The sequence below is a fragment of the Tunturiibacter gelidiferens genome (assembly GCF_013410115.1).
GTDB classification, from domain to species: domain Bacteria; phylum Acidobacteriota; class Terriglobia; order Terriglobales; family Acidobacteriaceae; genus Edaphobacter; species Edaphobacter gelidiferens.
Genome location: NZ_JACCCV010000001.1, coordinates 2,791,607 through 2,808,961 on the forward strand (window position 1 = coordinate 2,791,607; position 17,355 = coordinate 2,808,961).

General features: G+C 55.5%; 11 protein-coding genes and 1 tRNA gene. 3 read left to right on the top strand and 9 right to left on the bottom strand.

All coding sequences use genetic code 11. From position 1 onward, the window contains the following. Window positions 1-51: 51 nt before the first annotated feature. The 3 genes from HDF12_RS11735 to HDF12_RS11745 all read right to left on the bottom strand — a co-directional run bounded on the left by HDF12_RS11735 (window position 52) and on the right by HDF12_RS11745 (window position 3,546). Window positions 52-807 carry a response regulator transcription factor gene (locus tag HDF12_RS11735; RefSeq protein ID WP_179583054.1) on the bottom strand — a complete coding sequence of 252 codons (756 nt, stop codon included), beginning with the start codon at window positions 805-807 and terminating at the stop codon, window positions 52-54. 257 nt (window positions 808-1,064) lie between these two features. Next, complete coding sequence (locus HDF12_RS11740; protein ID WP_179583056.1) at window positions 1,065-2,024, bottom strand: UDP-glucuronic acid decarboxylase family protein; 960 nt, start codon at window positions 2,022-2,024, stop codon at window positions 1,065-1,067. Between the two features lie 103 nt (window positions 2,025-2,127). Next, the gene (locus HDF12_RS11745; protein ID WP_179583057.1) at window positions 2,128-3,546 is read right to left on the bottom strand and encodes a UDP-glucose dehydrogenase family protein; all 1,419 of its coding nucleotides are present in this window, start codon (window positions 3,544-3,546) and stop codon (window positions 2,128-2,130) included. 701 nt (window positions 3,547-4,247) lie between these two features. Here HDF12_RS11745 and HDF12_RS11750 point away from each other — a divergent pair. Then, the gene (locus HDF12_RS11750; protein WP_179583058.1) at window positions 4,248-5,699 is read left to right on the top strand and encodes a sugar transferase; all 1,452 of its coding nucleotides are present in this window, start codon (window positions 4,248-4,250) and stop codon (window positions 5,697-5,699) included. Window positions 5,700-6,017: 318 nt separating this feature from the next. Here HDF12_RS11750 and HDF12_RS11755 read toward each other — a convergent pair whose 3' ends face one another. Beyond that, window positions 6,018-7,646, bottom strand: a complete 1,629-nt coding sequence (locus HDF12_RS11755) for a lipase maturation factor family protein (protein WP_179583059.1) — start codon at window positions 7,644-7,646, stop codon at window positions 6,018-6,020. A 72-nt stretch (window positions 7,647-7,718) separates the two neighbouring features. Here HDF12_RS11755 and HDF12_RS22900 point away from each other — a divergent pair, with 72 nt between their 5' ends. Then, entirely contained in the window at window positions 7,719-8,132 is a 414-nt protein-coding gene (locus tag HDF12_RS22900; RefSeq protein WP_179583060.1) for a winged helix-turn-helix transcriptional regulator, read from the top strand. 179 nt (window positions 8,133-8,311) lie between these two features. Here the strand turns inward: HDF12_RS22900 and HDF12_RS11765 are convergent. The 5 genes from HDF12_RS11765 to HDF12_RS11785 form a co-directional block, all read right to left on the bottom strand. Beyond that, window positions 8,312-8,396, bottom strand: a tRNA-Leu gene (locus HDF12_RS11765). A 214-nt stretch (window positions 8,397-8,610) separates the two neighbouring features. Continuing rightward, window positions 8,611-9,300: a lipid-binding SYLF domain-containing protein gene (locus HDF12_RS11770; RefSeq protein ID WP_179583061.1), complete on the bottom strand. Its 690-nt coding sequence runs from the start codon at window positions 9,298-9,300 to the stop codon at window positions 8,611-8,613. A 247-nt stretch (window positions 9,301-9,547) separates the two neighbouring features. Then, window positions 9,548-11,980: an Orn/Lys/Arg family decarboxylase gene (locus tag HDF12_RS11775; RefSeq protein ID WP_179583062.1), complete on the bottom strand. Its 2,433-nt coding sequence runs from the start codon at window positions 11,978-11,980 to the stop codon at window positions 9,548-9,550. Window positions 11,981-12,085: 105 nt separating this feature from the next. Beyond that, window positions 12,086-12,616, bottom strand: coding sequence for a sigma-70 family RNA polymerase sigma factor (locus tag HDF12_RS11780; protein WP_179583063.1), 531 nt, complete (start codon window positions 12,614-12,616; stop codon window positions 12,086-12,088). A gap of 350 nt (window positions 12,617-12,966) precedes the next feature. After that, a complete protein-coding gene (locus tag HDF12_RS11785) occupies window positions 12,967-13,689 on the bottom strand; it encodes an HAD family hydrolase (protein ID WP_348641535.1) in 723 nt (240 codons plus the stop codon). Between the two features lie 349 nt (window positions 13,690-14,038). On the opposite strand from HDF12_RS11785, the gene HDF12_RS11790 reads away from it, so the two are divergent. Further along, complete coding sequence (locus HDF12_RS11790; RefSeq protein WP_179583064.1) at window positions 14,039-17,341, top strand: serine/threonine-protein kinase; 3,303 nt, start codon at window positions 14,039-14,041, stop codon at window positions 17,339-17,341. Window positions 17,342-17,355: the final 14 nt, after the last annotated feature.

Below are 17,355 nucleotides of genomic sequence, written 5' to 3' on the forward strand. Positions count from 1 at the left end.
TCTTCTCCTTTGAGAAGATCAGGGCAGGTGACAGCAGGGGCATGATACGGACTAGGCGGTTTTGATGATTGCGATTTTGTTGGAGGCTGGGGGGTGGGTGGGTCGATGTTGTATCGGATGCGTGTCGCGAGGGGTGAGTGCATACAAGACCGCCTCCATGCGATTGGAGACGCCCAGCTTGTCGTAGATGCGAAAAAGGTGATTCTTTATGGTGTGTTCGCTGAGCTTCAGCACGGTAGCCAACTCGGAGTTGCTGAGGCCGTCGGATAGAAGATGCAGGACCTGTTGCTCACGGGTGGTGAGCAGCGGCTTGCCGTGGCGGTCTATGACATTGGTAGATCTGGGATGAGAGAGGGAAGACACGAGGTGGGCGAGCAGCTCGTTTTTTGCCCATATCTGCCCTTGGTGGACGCATCGGATGCACTTGCAGAGGAGTTCGAAGCGCAGATCGGCGCTGCCAAAGATTCCTTTTGCTCCGGCACGGAATAAGGAGATGACTTCGGCGTAGTCGGGATCCTGCGTGAGAACGACTACGCGTGCACTTTTGTAAAAATCGGGGAGGGATTGAAGAATGGAGACGGCTCCTGGCGTGTTGTCCATTCTTGAGGAGCCGATGAGGATGACGTCGGCTGGGATGGGCCTGGTCGCACTGAGGAGATGCTGGACGTCATTAATCGGGGTAACGATCTCGATATCGCGAACCGCTTCAAAGGCACCCTGCAAAAGCTCGCAAAGCATTACGGGCAGGTTCGCCACAATGACTTTAATGACATCAGGGGAGGTATTGCTTTCAGTAACTCGCTTCATGAGTCTCTCCAGCACGAGGTTGGTCGCTCAATTGAGAATATCTTCTCACTATCAGAGATGATCTCCAAACGAAAAAGTTACATGATTCGCTACATTCAATTTTGAGGTAAGTGCTCATCAAGCGTTGCTTACGGCAACTCAATTACTCGGAAAATTAACATTGGAATCGTTGGAGTCTACTGCTGTCGCAAATCTAAGTTCTTTGTTTTGCGCAGAGACCTATTTACTAAATTTGCTATGAGAAGAACCTCTCATTCTTACGAGTTTTGAACCAATCCAGTTTCCGCGTGCGCCTGAAAGTAGGCTAACGACATCTCGAGTCCTTGACGCAGCTGAATCTTGGGGGTCCATCCGAGGAGACGGGTCGCTTTGCTGATGTCTGGCCTGCGACGGGTGGGATCGTCCTGGGGAAGCGGCTTGAAGACGACTTTTTTGTCCGATCCGATGAGCTTGAGAATCTCTTCGGCACAGCTCAGAATGGTCCACTCCTCCGGATTGCCTATGTTGACGGGAAGATGCTCGTCCGAGTCGGCGAGTGCGAGGATGCCGGCAATCAGATCAGAGACGTAGCAGAAGCTTCGTGTCTGCATACCGTCGCCGTAGATGGTGAGCGGCTCGCCGCGAAGGGCCTGCGACATGAGGTTGGAGATGACTCGGCCATCGTTGATCTGTAACCTTGGTCCGTACGTGTTGAAGATTCGCACCAGGTGGGTGTTGACTCGATCATAGCGGTGGTAGGCCATGACCGCGGCTTCCGAAAATCGCTTGGCTTCGTCGTAGACGGAACGCGGTCCGATTGGATTGACATGTCCCCAGTACGTTTCCGTCTGGGGATGAACCTCGGGGTCTCCGTAACACTCGGAGGTAGAGGCGTGGAGGTATCCAGCGTGATACTTCTTTGCGATTTCGAGTGTGTTAATGGTTCCGGCAGACCCCACGAGCAGGGTTTCTACGCCGAGCCGGGCATAGTCTACAGGGCTTGCGGGTGAAGCAAAGTTAAAGACGAAGTCGACTTTACCAGGGTCGAAGGGCTGGCATATGTCGAGGCGATCAAAGTCGAAGCGGGGCTCATTGCGTAGATGAGCCAGGTTTGCTTCATTGCCTGTGCTGAGGTTGTCAACGCCGATCACACTGTTTCCGGCGTCCAGCAGGGAATCGCACAAGTGCGAACCGAGAAAGCCTGCCGCTCCTGTTACAAGAATTCTTTTGGCGTTCATATCTCCCTCGGATGCGAGATTCAGTCGGGCTTATCTTAGGGAAACCCAACCGGCTCGCGCAAAATGTTCAGTGGATCGAAGAAACGACTTGAGCAGGGGTCGACTATCGAGAGCGAGATGCGACGGTTGCGAGCTCCTGCGTGTGATGTCGGGTAGGTCTACCTACACTGAAATAAGTAATCTCATTTTCTAACATCAGTTCGGGATCATATAGATTGCGGCCATCCAGGATGATCGGAAAACGCATTGCTGCGCTGAGACGCTGAAGATCGAGACGTGCAAACTCCGCCCAATCTGTGAGGATCAAAAGAGCATCGACATCGTTGGAAGCGTCGTAGGGGTCAGACGCGTATTGAATCTCGGGACTTGGGGGCAGTATCTGCTCAGCACGCGGCATTGCGGCGGGATCGAAGGCGCGGATGGAGCATCCTTCCTCGATCAACATTCGGACTAACTCGATAGCGGGAGAGTCGCGTATATCGTCGGTTCCGCCCTTGAAGGCAAGACCGAGGACGCCAAGTTTTTTGCCACGGAGCGTCCAAAGCGCTGAGCGAACTTTGTTGAGGAATCGCCGCTTCTGGTCTGCATTAATGTTTTCGACTTCGGTGAGGAGAGCAAAATTGACTCCGAGTTGCTCGGCGACGGAGCGGAAGGCGGCTACGTCTTTCGGAAAGCAGGATCCACCGTACCCGATGCCGGGCCGCAGGAATCTTGGACCGATGCGACTATCGAGCCCCATGCCCTGGGCAACCTGTTCGACGTCGGCGTCTGCGGCCTCGCAAAGATTGGAGACTGCGTTGATGAAGGAGATTTTGAGAGCGAGGAAGGCGTTTGAGGCGTGCTTGATGATCTCGGCGCTTTTGGTGGAGGTACGTAGCAGAGGCGGTGGCGTGTCGTGATTGCAGGCACCGTCGATCGCTCCTGCCTTTGCGTAGTACCTGCCTGTGGTCAGGGGTTCGTAGATCCTGGACATGATGTCGGCGGCACGGTCACTATCAGTTCCTACGACGATTCGATCGGGATGGAGGAAATCTGAGACGGCCGTTCCTTCGCGTAAAAACTCGGGGTTCGAGACGACGTCAAACATCTCTCGCGAGACGCCGTTGCGTTCCATCACCCTGCGAATCCACTCATTCGTATAGACGGGAACTGTGCTTTTTTCCGCTATCACCTTATAAGTTGTGATCGAGCGCGCTATTTCACTGGCGACGGCCTCGACGTAGGACAGGTCCGCATCTCCTGTTTCGCTCTGGGGTGTTCCTACCGCGATGAAGATTGCTTGTGCTTCACGTGTGGCAGCAGACAGGTCGGTGGTGAAACGTACCCTGGCATTGCGATATCGCTGGAGAAGTTCAGGCAGGTGCTTCTCGTGAATTAGACTCTCTCCGTCTTGCAATGCGGACACTTTTTGCTGGTCATTATCCACGCAAACCACGCTGTGACCCATTTCGGCAAAACAAACAGCAGCTACTAATCCGACGTAGCCGGAACCGACGACTGCAATGTGAATCGAATCACTCATAGGGTCTCCCAGGATCTATTTTTTATGCGCAAAATCGAGCTTGGCGATGCTGCTCGCCTCTATTCTTTTTCTGTGTATGAACTTGGTCCGTACAGGCTTCTGCCATGTGTAGGACGATGGAAAACGTGGAGGAGTTGGCTGGATCACTGAGATATCTTAGATATCGGGAAGGGCTTCGCGTTGTGTCCTCGGAATCGTGGTACGACGACCACGGCAGGTCGAGATTCGGGGTGAGGAGGGGGATGGCACCTGCAGGAGCCATTTTCATTGTTGAGTCTATCGTTGAGTCTATCCATGAGCCCTCCAGCACGGATGTTTGTCGCCGAATGAGAATTTTTCTCATGTTTGATATCGCTCTGCTGCAGAAAAACCGTCAAGTCTCCTTATACCGCAGGTTGCAGTGTGGACGCTATTTTTATTTTGTATTCGGTACCTTGTTCACGAACAAGTTGAGGGACCCAACGTCGGGTATTCGACGAATGTCTGACTGTCGAGCGAGATGACGACACTCCGGTTAACGGTGAGAATTTACAGTTTTGCAATCGTATCCTCTCGCGTGAGAAATACTTCTCGGGTATTTTTCATCATTGCTTGCAGGTGTCGAGACAGGTTACTCTGGGGCCTAGCACATTCGGGCTCAACTTGCTGCTCACCAGTTCCACCAACTTTGCGAGAAGGCACTCTCAGAAGGGGCTTCCCCAATGACACCTTCCAACAGAACAACCATTTTAAAGCTTGCTCCAATCGGCGATATCGGGCTGTTGTTCTGCTGTCTCGGCCTCTCTTATGTCACAGCGGTTCACCAGCGAGTATTTGATGTCTTCAATTCGTTGGAGACCCACTATCCCATTCAGGTTTTTGTGGCGACGCTCGCGCTGGCCGGAGGATGGCATGTGGCACTCCGGTCCAATGGGTTTTATCGTTCACGTCGATTGAACGGCTCTCTTCGAGAAATACTGGATGTCTGCACAGCCAGTTCGCTCTGCGCGTTGTTGAGTTGCGTCTGGCTATGGCTGATCGGCTCGCGCTCCATACGCAGCTCGGTAGATATGGCCGTTGTCGCAGCTCTCTTCGGCATTATGAGCTTCGCGGCATTTCTTACAACGCGTCTCGTCGCTCGAGCGACGATGCAGGCGTTTCGGGCCCGGGGACACAATCGCCGACATGTCCTGATCGTGGGCACCAATCGCCGAGCCAACAGCTTTGTCCTAGAGTTGGCCAGCCACCCTGAATGGGGATACTGCGTACAGGGTTTTGTGGATGATCAATGGTGGAGTAAGCAAACGGCTGACTCCCAACTGGGAGCTTTAGTTGGTGGCCTGGATTCCGTTCCCGAACTACTGAGAACGCTGCCGGTGGATGAGGTAATTGTCGCTCTGCCTCTGGCGTCGTTCTACCAGCAGATTGCGAGCATCATCTCCTCATGTCGCGATCACGGGATCGCTGTCCGCTTTCTTGGTACTTTTTTCGATCAGGACGAGTCCAAGCGAACCGCTTTTTTGCGCGGAACCATTGGCACCATTACTCTGCATGATGAATCCTGGAATGCGTGGGCGTTCATGATCAAACGTGCGACCGATGTCATAGTCTCCATGCTGTTGCTTGTGGGGCTGGCTCCGCTTTTCCTGCTGATCGCGTTGTTGATCAAGCTGACATCTTCCGGCCCGGTCTTCTTCAGGCAGGTCAGGATGGGATACGGCAAGCGGCCTTTTGAGATTTTGAAGTTTCGCACGATGGTTCAGGATGCGGAGCGTCTTATGTCGCAGGTCGAACATCTGAACGAAACCCAGGGGCCAACGTTCAAGTTGAAGAATGATCCGCGGATTACTCCGGCGGGAAGGTTTCTTCGTAAGACGAGTCTGGACGAGATCCCGCAGTTACTGAATGTGCTGGTCGGAGATATGAGCCTTGTGGGGCCGCGGCCGCTTCCGCTTCGCGACTACGAGGGATTTTCGCAGGACTGGCACAGACGACGATTCAGCGTCAAGCCTGGAATTACTTGCTTGTGGCAGATTATGGGTCGGAGTTCGATTGGATTCGATGAATGGATGGCTTTGGATATGCGATACATCGATCAGTGGTCGGTGTGGCTTGATATCAAAATTCTTTTTCAAACGATCCCTGCGGTGTTCCGCGGATCTGGCGCTGTCTAGAGATTGATCATCTGCGAGATCGAGTGAAAAGGTCGCAATAACAGGTGGCAGCACCGGCTGAATCGAGAACACCCAACTTGCACCGAGCGATCAAACGCTCACATCGAGTGCGGATGGAAGGGTGGCACAGTATTTACTCGGCAGCACATAGGACCGTACTAATCACAAAGGAGCGTTCGTCGTTTTCCTTTGCAGACACAAAGCCAGTGTGTATGGAATCATAATGCACAATTGGACAAGGGTCGCGGTCCGACAGATCGTGAGAACGAAACGGATCATGGGATAACGAATTTTTTCTTCGCCTATGCTGTAGCGCGATCAATTGTGCGGCGGCAGACTATCAGCATCTTCCACGATCTCCAGCCGGCCATCCGGTGCAAGGGTAAGCGTGGGTGAGTACTGGCCGAGCAGAGTGCGCCGCCACCACTCGCCCGTGCTACGCTTCTGTTCTATTGACGTAAACCAATACTGCCACAGGACAGTGCGCACAAAGCGCGGTGCACCCTGTGGAAACGGATTGCCGGCAAACAGTCCCAGCACATCGCTGTCCCCCTCGAGCAAGCGTTCCTGTGTTAGAGGAACAAAAGAGTTCTGCTTCCAATTTCCCAATGATGCGAACCAAAGGTTCCAGTCAAAGCGTGGCTGGTACGGCGCGTAGATGCGCGGGCGCTCAGCCAAAGCCTGTGGCTTGTATTGGAAGGCATACGGCTTCCAGTGAACACCATTCTCCGAACCCTGAAACTCGATCTCGTACCGGCCGTGCGTCATCACGGCGAACAGTCCATATTGGTTTGCAATGCGAAACGGCTCCAGAATCGCTACGGGGCTTTGTGGGAGCGGATTGCGCGGAGCAACCATAGCAATAAGTTCGACTGTCGTGACATAGCCGACCAGCAGCAGGCAAGGGGTCGCAATAACGAGCTTGAGATAGCGCAGGGCTGAGAGTCGCGCTGGCAATGGCACAAAACCCTGTTCCTCCTTTGCCTCATCCAGGCTCTGCGGATGCCAACGGCGAGCCACCAGGCGCAGCAGTTCGAAGTCAGACAGCAGAAGAAATCCAAGTGAAAGCACGATGTAATTTAAGAAGGCATAGTTGCCGGTGAGAATAACGCCAACCTGCCAGGGCGTCACAATGAAGAAGCAGATCAGCCGTGCGCGTCGCCCCGCAAACAGCAGAAATACCACTACAAACTCCATCACCAGAGTGCCGTCTGTGGTGGCAATCTGAAACCAGCGCGGCGCGTGTCCCAGGTACCATCCTACCCAGGAGGGTAGCGGGCTGTTCTGATAGTACTCGTACATGGCTGTGCCGTTGTGCCACCCCGGGTCACCGGAGAGCCACTTCGCCAGGCCTGACTCGAAGTAGATGCGGAACCATTCCCATTGCAGCAGCCACAAGCTCAGCCGTGAGGTAGGTCGTTCGGCTCCCCAACCGGGGAACAGACCAGGAGGAGCAAAAAAGAGCGAGAGAAAACCCGCTTCCAGCAGCATGCCATCGGACTGATAAGCCGAGAAATCCTGCGCAGCGACCACAAAACTCAAGAAACACCAAAAACAGACAAACAGGTTCAGTCGCGGCCAGAGGTTGAGGAGCGCAAGAACAGACGCTACAAGACCAAGCCACATCAGAGCGATCAGCAGATGTGACTCTGGAGCCAGCCAAAGCAGGGTAGGCGCAAACCAGAATCTGCGCGCCCCGGTCATCTCAGCGATCTGTTTCAGATAAGATCCGGCAGGAAGAATACCGTTCGGCCCAACCAACCCTTTCACTTGAAAAAGTAGTGCGAAAAACGCTGAGAAATAGATGCCGGCGATCGCGCGGATAAACAGCCACCGGGCTACAAGCATGTCTCGCGGGCCACACATCGGATCCAGCACCCAGCGCAGCGAATGGCCTGCGCGTCCCGAAAGCCGCCGGGTATCGAGCTCCACCATGGATTCAAACATAACCCAGTTGGGAGCGGGCCAGCGCCTAGCGCTCACACAGAGACTGATAAGTCCACTATTGAAATCGGAAAGATGAGCGTTGGGGCCAACCGAAGGACAATTTCTTGGAGATTTTCGCTAATTGCAGACCGAAAGGATCATCCTCTCCTTACGACGCTTCTTTACGCCTTCGATGAGATTGGCATTCACGAAAAGTGGAGGATACAAATCCTCTGCGTAATGAGGGAAGGGCCTGTTCGTCTCGGTCAACTCGGATGGCTGATTCCGTCGGCCTCTAAAGAGGTTTTGACGGAAAGCCTCAGAAACCTCGAATCGGCTGGGCTGGTTGTTAGGACGGATATGAGCCGCCAAGTTCGGCACGTCGGATATGATTTGGCCGAGTCCTCTAAATTGGCAACGTATGAACTCCTGGATTCCCTGGCGAAGTGGGGAGAGGTTTATAACGTACCGAGGCGGAGGCATCCGAGGAGACCGGTAATCTCCTAAGGTGAGAGGCTATCTGTTACGGCGGGAAAATCAGGATCGCAGACTCATCTTTAGTCAGCATGACTAGCGCCCTAGGTGATTGTCTTTTTTTTGCAACCGTGACAAAAACCGTGACAGTGACAAGAGATAAGGCCAGCCGGTTAGGGCTGGCCCTCTCGTATCTGATTGATTCTTTGGATTGGTGCGGAGGAGGGGACTTGAACCCCTATGCCTTGCGGCGCTAGCACCTCAAGCTAGTGCGTCTGCCAATTTCGCCACCTCCGCGCCTTATCTCGACGCTGGTGAGCGCGAGGTGCGGTAAGCAATCCGAAGGTAAGTATAGCATTCGGGGGCGGGGATTGGGAGTGTGGATTTGAAGCGCGCCGAGAGTCATACCGTCGGAGCGAAGTCGGACGGGTCTCAACAAAACTGCCTCTTCCGATTGAGAAGAGGCAGTTTTGTTAAGAAGAGGCAGTTTGCTGGTTGGTTTCCGTGCCGATTACATATCGCGCTTCGGTGATGCCTTGTTGAGGACGCCGTCCAGGGCTTTTCCTGAAGGGGTTATGGTAACGGCACCATCTCGGACGATCTGAGAGGCGGTGACGTCCTTGCCATACACGGCCTTATTGGCATCATCGTCGGTATCCATGGATGCGCTGGCCAGAGAGGCGCCGGCAAACAATCCACCCTTGGCTCTCGAGTAGGTCAGGACATCGACGTTTGGATCGTTTGCTCCCACGGCCTTCGCTCCGGTAGGACCAGCAACGGCAGTCGCGTCCGCACCCAGCTTCAGTTTGCCGGAGAGGATCTTCGAGGCGCCTACGTTGGTTTCGACCACCAGCACATAGTCTGTGGAAGAGCTGCCGAGCTGCACGCCGAGGCTGCCGACGTCCAACTTGTACATAGCGGGAGCCGACCACGGGCCGCTAAAGTCGGCGCCGGAGCGGCAGGCGATCACGCCTCGTCCATAGGTCACGCCGAGGCCGATTCCAACCTTCTTGACGGACGGGAAGACGAGCACGCATGCGGATTTATTGAAGAGGTGTTTCGGTATGCCGTCGGGTCTGGCGAGAAACTGTCTTAATACCTCGGCTGAAGTTCCAAGGCGATCATCAATCTTGTTTTGCGCAACAGCCGGTAAGGTAGCCCCAATGCACACCAGAGCGAGTAGAAGTTCTTTTTTCATCATTGAACCTTTCTTGGTTTTTTCTGATTTAGTGCCGGTTGCCGCTTTGGCGTTTCTCTGTTCGCAAGGAGTGGCCAGATTCAACCGGTGAAACTATCGAAATACCAGGCCGTGATGCAGAGGAGAGTGAGAGATACGGGGACAGGAGACAGAGATCAATCGCGAACGACTATGGTGGCAAGTTAAAGGGAACGGCCTATTCTGTCAATAGAAAAAGGCCATTCGAGTTGACTTAGAAGAGCTTTGTGAATCACCTTTCGGAGGAAAGGCCGTCTCCAGGGACGACGGGTGCGGTCGCTGGAGTGCGCTTTTTCTTCTGGACTGGTGGCGCTGCGTTTGGTGGGCGTTGCTTCCCGTGGCCATTGCCGTTCTTCTTCTTCCCGGGAGTTTCGACAACGGCGCGCATCCAATAATTTCCTTCGGCGTCGGCCTCGATGCCGTGGACCTCGCGTTCGAAGCCTGGGAAGCGCTTGCCGAACTCTTCCATGGCGAGGATGAGCTTGATGACAGGGCTTTCGGCGCTGCCGAGACGTTCGCCGGGCATCGACATGGGGATGCCTGGAGGGTAGGGAACGAGCATGACGGCGGCGATTCGGCCGGCCATCTCCGAGAAGCGGATCTTCTCCGTTTCGTGGCGGAGGAGCTTCTGGTAAGTCTGAGCGGGAGTGAGGATGGGGTCGAAGTCTTCATCGCAGGCATCATTGACGAGGCCGGAGAGGTTGAGCTGAACCATTGCGGCGTGCATCTCGTCGGAGAGCTCTTTGAGGGTGACGTTGCGATAGCGATGAGGATAGCGGGAGACGAGTTCAGGGAGGGCCTCTTCGAGGGGAGCTTCGGAGTCGTAAAGGCGTTTGAACTCGAAGAGGTTTTCGAGGAGGGCGCCCCACTTACCTTTAGAGGTGCCGACGGAGAAGAGAACCAGGACGGTGTAGTCGCCGGTGCGAGCAATCTCGACGCGGCGTCCGTCGAGGAACTCGGTGACGATGGCTGCGGGTATGCCCCAGTCGCTGACTTTTCCCTGAGCGTTGACGCCGGGGGCAAGGATGGTGACCTTGGTGGGGTCGAGCATGCAGTAGTCGTCGGAGATGTCTTCATCCTGGAAGCCGTGCCACTCTTCGCCGGGCTTTAGGGTCCAGGCGCTGGAGCGATTGGTAAGGAGGCCGTCTGCGGCTTCTTCTAGGAGGTACGTCTTTTTGTCGAGGGGATCGAAGACGTACTCGGGTTGATAGAGGCGGAAGAACCAGCCTTGTTCGGCTTCGCGGAGACGGTGACCGATCGAGGACATGGCCTTGCGGAAGCTGATCGCATCTTGCAGGGTCTCGCTCATTAGGGTGGGACCAGCTGGCTCGTCCATCATTGCGGCGGCCACGTCGAGCGAGGCGATGAGCGGGTAGAAGGGCGAGGTGGTGCCATGCATCATAAAGGACTCGTTGAACTGATCGAAGTCGAGATTGGCGCGAGGGCTTAGCTTGACGTGGATCATGGAGCCCATCGAGAAGGCTGCGAGCATCTTATGCGTGGACTGGACTGCGAAGATGGTGGGACGATCCGGCATGTCGTCGGGAACACCCATGGCGAATCGACCCTGGTAGATCTCGTGGAATTTGGCGTAGGCGTACCAGGCTTCATCGAAGTGAATGCGCGGGACGGACTTCGAGAGCTCGGTGACGACGCGGTTCACGTCGTAGCAGAGACCGTCGTAGGTGGAGTTGGTGACGACGGCGTAGGTGGGATTCTGGTTGGCGACGCCGGTAGTGAGCGGGCTCTTGTCGATAATGCCGCGGATGAACTCGGGGCTGAAGCGCTTGAGGGGGACGAGGCCAATCATGCCGTAGCCGTTGCGCGTGGGCTTCATATAGACGGGGCGCGCGCCGGTGACGGTGAGGGAGTGGCAGATGGATTTGTGGCAGTTGGCGTCGGCGAGGACGATGTCGTCCTGCGCGATGACGCCGTGGCCGACGATCTGGTTGGAGGTGCTGGAGCCGCCGAGGACGTAGAAGGTCCAGTCGGCTCCGAAGATGCGGGCGGCGTTGCGCTCGGATTCGCCAGGAGGTCCGAGGTGATCGAGCCAGGAACCGAGCGGCGAGGTAGAGATGCCGAGGTCGGAACGCATGATGTTTTCGCCGAAGAACTTGTGAAACTCCATGCCTACGGGATGCTTGAGAAAAGCGACGCCGCCCATGTGGCCGGGAGCATCCCAGGAGTAGGCGCCCTGATCGTTGTACTTCTTGAGTTCGCGGAAGTAGGGAGGGAGGAGTTGCTCGTGGTAACGCTCGACGGCGAAGTCGACGCGGTTGGCGATGAAGGCGGGGGTGTCGCCGAAGAGGTGGATGTACTCGTGGACCTGCTTGACCACTTCGAGGGGGAGTTCGCTGACGAGAGTACGGTCGGCGATGAGGAAGATCGGAATTTTCTTGTTGCGACGGCGTACGGCACGGAGGATCGCAAGCGCCGCTCCTTCGGCGAATTGGTTCTCGCCTTCGAGGTCCCAGTCCAGAAGGATGGTGCTGTACGACGGGTCGGATGTGACCAGAGACAGACCGTCTTCCGGGGTAGAGGTGCGGACGACCTCATAGCCTTCGAGACGAATCGCCTCGACGAGCCGCTCCATAGCGCGGTCTGACACCGAATCCGTGCCACCAACTTCACTCGCAATCAATAAAACCCAACGACCTTCGCTCATACACCTCTCACTTCTTGTGTTAATCCTCTTAGATGTTACAGGGAAGTTTCGTGGGGTGTTTATCGCATGTGAATGTTGGGCAAATTGTGCGCAGATGAGAATAGGTCAGGCGCAGGTGCAGTTGACGCAGCCGTAGTGAGCGCAGAGTTTGCAGACCAGGATCAATTGCTTCTTCAGTGCCTGGCGCGCGCGGTGTACGCGGACTGCGGCGTTGCCGGCCGTAATGCCAGTCTTCTTCGCGAAAGCCTTCAAACTGGCTCCGGCCAAGTCAACTTCGCTAAGAATCTCACTGTAGGAGGGCTTCAGAACGGGGAGTACTTGATGGATGCACTCACACTCGATCTCCTCTGACTTTGGAGGGGGCTTCATATCTGTTGAGTCACGAGCCAAGCGTTCCAAGGCGCGGTCTTCGGCGGAACGGTGGCGATAGTAGTCGATGATGGCGTTACGGAGGACACGGTAAAACCATGCAGCGGCAGACTCCTGTTGCCGTAACATCGAGACATTTTCGATAGCTTGGATGTAGGCGTTCTGAACGATGTCTTCAGCGGCTGCTGCAGAGGCGACGCGCCTCTGCACGAACTGCAGGAATTGTTGTCGGTTGAGGACGAGTTGTGCGATAGCTTGAATTTGCATGGGGACTGTTAAGGGACGTGGTGCGGAGCTTTGTACCGCACCACGCCCTAGTCATTTGGATGCGGGACAGGTGCAGTTGGAATCGCAGGGGCAGGGGGGTGTGCATTCGCACTCCGGGCAGCACGGCATATAAGGCGAGTTGTCATGTGATTCTCCTTTGATCGGGCGTTTTGCTCCGAACACTACTGTTGACGGATGAGGAAGGCGCAAATTACAGTCCAACAGCTTGTTCACAGACAATAGGACGTGAGAGCGCACCGAATCCCATGCCCTGCTTGAGAAGGTAAGGGTATTAGATGAGTAATCGTGTCGCGATGTGAACTGCCTCGCATTCCTGAGAACGGGCTGATCTAGAAATGACGGGTGAGGTCGGCGAAGCTCGCAAGTTCGAGTAACTGTTGCCCTGCAGGAGGCTGGTTCACGACCTCATGCTCGAGGACCCAGGTGAAATCGTGCGGAATGAAGATGGCATTTAATCCGGCTGAGAGCGCTGGGTTGACGTCCGAGCGGGGGCTGTTGCCGACCATCCAGGTATTGCATGCCTCGCAACCGTGGTGAGAGGCAAGCGAGAGGTAGGCCTGGTGGTGTTTTTCAGGCAGTACCTCGACAGCAGCGAAATGAGGAGCGAGGCCGGAGCGATGCAGCTTGTCGGTTTGCTCGTCCTGGTCTCCCTTGGTGACGAGAATGAGGCGGTGACGCGTGGCGAGTTCGCTGAGCGTGGGGCCAACGTTGGGGAGAAGCTCGATCTCCTGCTCGGCGATGGACTGGGCGAAGCTTTCAATGCGACGGTGCTTTTCGTCTGTCATGGGGACGTCGCTGAGCTGTTCGAAGCAGGCGACCAGCGACCTGCGGAAGCTGTGAAGCCCGTAACCGTGGGCGCGGATAGTGTCGTGTTCGACTCGGTTGAGGTGGCCGCGGACCTCTTCCGCGGTGTGAATTCGGTGATCAAGGTAGGAGATGAAGCTGGTGATGGCACGCTCAAAGTAGATGTTGTTCTCCCAGAGAGTGTCGTCGGCATCAATCAGTAGGGTCTGGTTAACAGGATGGCGGACGATTCGGGTAGGAGGGTTCACACACTGATTATAAAGTGCTCCCGACAGCGCTGGATGTGTGGAAGATGGGACATGAACGGCATGCCACGCTTGGGGGATGTATTCCTCGAACTGGCTATGCGAGAGTTGGAAGCGATCACGAGTCCTGGTCTAGCGCCGGGTTGAAGAGGTTGCACGAGGCTTGTCCCGTCGTCAGCAGATTTGTTTATCGAGTATGGAACCCTTTCGAGGTGGTTCTGCGATCGAGTGGTGATGGACATTATGATCAACTCGCACAAGGCCTTACGCTCGCGACTCCGGTTACGAGGATGATCGCAAAGCGAAGATATTGGTTCCGATCGACGCTGGGAGAATAGAAGGCAACCGAGGCATGATTCCAGAGGCTGGCCAGAGGTTCGGTCCGTACGAGATCCTGGGTAGACTGGGCGGCGGAGGTATGGGCCTCGTCTTTCGAGCCTGGGATGAGCGGCTGCATCGCGAAGTTGCGGTGAAGCTGCTGCATGAGAGCTACAAGATGCCCGGGATGCGAGAGCGTTTCCTGCAAGAGGCGCGGGCTGCTTCTGCACTGAATCACCCAAATATCTGCATGGTGTTCGACATCGGCGAACAGAATGGCACGCCTTATCTAGTGATGGAACTGCTGGAGGGCGAAACCGTAAGGTCCCGAATCGAACACGGCGCGCTCTCTCCGGACGAGATTGTTCGCTATGCGCTCGAGATATCTGACGCGTTGGCAGCCGCGCATACCAAAGGGATTGTGCATCGAGATATCAAGCCGGCAAATATCTTCCTGGTGAAGATGCCGAGTGGAAAGAGCCAGGCGAAGGTGCTGGACTTTGGCCTGGCGAAGATCGGACTCGAAGTGCGCGGAGGGTGGGAGTCGCGAACGCTTGATATGACGCTATCGGGGGCGACCGTTGGGACGGTGGCGTATATGTCGCCGGAGCAGGCGCGGGGCGAGTCACTGGACACACGATCGGATCTGTTCTCGCTGGGGGTTGTGCTGTATGAGATGGCGACGCGACGTGTGCCGTTCGAAGGAACGACGAGTGCGCTGATGTTTGTGCAGCTTCTCAGTCATACGCCGGACTCTGTCCGTAACTGGAACCAATCGATTCCGCGTGACTTGGAGCGGATCATCCTCAAACTGATGGCGAAGAATCGGACTGAGCGATTCCAGAGCACGCAGGAGTTGCAGGAGGCCTTAACTAAGGTCGGGGGAAAGCTGGGTCGAGGAGGATGGCTACACAAGGGATCATTGTCAGCAGTTCCTCTCGTTCGTGCTTATGATCCAGTCGCTCTGCATAAGGGACCGAAACGCAAATCTGATTCAAGCCAGGGGAATACGCCGGGTGGGAGGGTGCCAAGGCTCCAGGCCAGAGGGTCACTTGATAGCAAAAAGCTGACCCGCCCCGCGGTCGGTCCGGGGGGCGATTTTGGTCGCGCTCCAAAGCGCTCGCATCTTGTACAAGCGGGCGCCTTGGCATTTGAGAGCGAGGGCTCTCAGCGGTTTCGGCGCTCTGTATATGATGTGGTGCAAAGTAACGCTCAAGATGCAACTGTCCAACAGGTTGGTCATAGCCCGTTGACGGGAGTGAAGATATTACCTTCTCAACCAGAATCGATAAGATCTCGACGGGGGTTGACGCGTTTTGAAGAAGATCGCGATGACATGGCTGAGCGGGATGTACCGGAATGGCTGGTATCTGAAGACGATTCTTTAGCAGAGTTGATGGTGGAGCATAGAAAAAAAGCCTGGGTGCGAATGGCGGCCGCAGTGACCCTAACGCTCGGCGTCGCGATGGCAATCTCTCTATTGATTGGCAGAAGCCTCTTTCGACCGATGGTGCTAAAGCCCACTGATCGTTTGCTGCTAACTCTTGTTCAGAACAAGACTGGAGACAAGACACTCGACGGAACGGTGATGGAGGGGCTTGAGATCGCGCTGCATCAATCGAAGACTTTGAATGTTCTGGGTGGTCAAGCGTATCGCGCGGGCCTAATGCAGATCAATCCGGAGAGCGCTGTAGCGATGATGACAGTCCCTGTGCAGAGTGTCGCGCAGAAGATTGGCGCCAGGGCTTATTTGTATGGTGAGATCAGTGGATCGGAGGCTCCCTATACGATCAGCGTCGACGTGTTGAGGGCTGATTCGAACGACAAAGTGGCAAGCCTCGATGAGATTGCTGGGAGCAGGGAAGAGATTCCCGCGGCGATCGGCCGACTAGCGTTGGCCGTGCGGAGAGAAGTGAGTGAAGACAGTAAAGCCGACATGCGAAGAACAATTCCGTTTGTCGATGAGGCGTCAGGAAATCTGGATGCGTTGCATGCTTATTTTGTAGGGGCGACAGCAGAGCAGAATGGCCGAATCCCCGAGGCGTTAGAGGCGTATCAAGAAGCGGTAAATTTCGATCCGAAGTTTGTTCAGGTGCAGATGCGGCTTGCGTGGCTTTATCGTGAGGAAAAGGCTGAAGTGGCATCCGCGAAGGCCGCCGGGTTTGCACGCGATGCCGCAGTTCACGCCAGCGAGGCGGTCAAGTTGCTGGCGAAGTTCTGCTTTGAAATGAATGGGAGTGGGGATCTGGTTCAGGCTACCAGAACGATCCGCGAGTATGTGTTGCGATATCCGCTCAGCGTTGACGGGAGAAGAGGGCTGGCGCTGGTGTTGCGAATGCAGAGGCTATTCCCGGAGGCTTTGCAGGCTGCGCAGCAGGGATATGAGGAGAATCCGTTCGATGCGGAGACTTATGTCGAGGCAGAACGCGACCTGGTCGGGATGGATCGATACGGAAGCGTCCTTGAAGTGGCGTCACAGGCTGGTCACATCGGGGTTGCGAGTAGTACCAACGTCCTGACCGCGGTATATCTGGACGGGAGGGAAGATCTTGTGACAGAGCAGGTAAAAGAATTGCAGGATGCGCTCGCCGGACCAACGATTGGCAGCCGCGCGCAGGTGACGTACGCAGACTTGAATAATTACGGCCTTTACCTGGATAACACAGGAAAGAAGGGCGCGGCTTTGGATCTGTGGCGGACGGCGGCTGCAAAAGCTGGTGACGACGCCGAGCTATCTGGCACCCAGGCATCTTTGTTGGCGCAAGGCGCGCTCGATCAGGCTCTGGCAGAGAGTTGCTCCGCTGCACTCGCGATGGTTGAGGAAGTGAGAAGCTTGCCGAAGGGACCAGTTGCAAGCTTCAACGCAGGAATGGCTGCGGCTCTCTGTGGAGATCAGCCGTATGCGATGAAGACTGCCGGCATACTGCAGCAGCATTTTCCGCGAAATACCGCAGTGGTCCAAAACTACGTACCTGAGTTGAAAGCTGCAGCCGAGATTGGAATCAATGAACCTGGGGAAGCCATCCCGAGTCTGGATATTGCCGCACAGTACGAGGAGACGGTGTTCGCGGCATATTTGCGTGGCATGGCTCACGCAGCATTGGGTCAGACGTCTCAGGCCATCCTCGCTTTTCAGACAGTATTGGCTCGGCGCGGCGAAGCATCGATGCAGGAAGGAGATCTATATCCGATGGCGGGGATAGGAGTAGCGCGGGGCTACAAGAACAGCCGTAATCAACCGGAAAGTGTCGAGGCTTATCGGAGATCTTTGAATCTATGGAAAGAGGCGGACCCAAAGCAACCTCTGATGACCGAAGCATTGGCCAGAAGTAGATAAAGCCAACACAATTG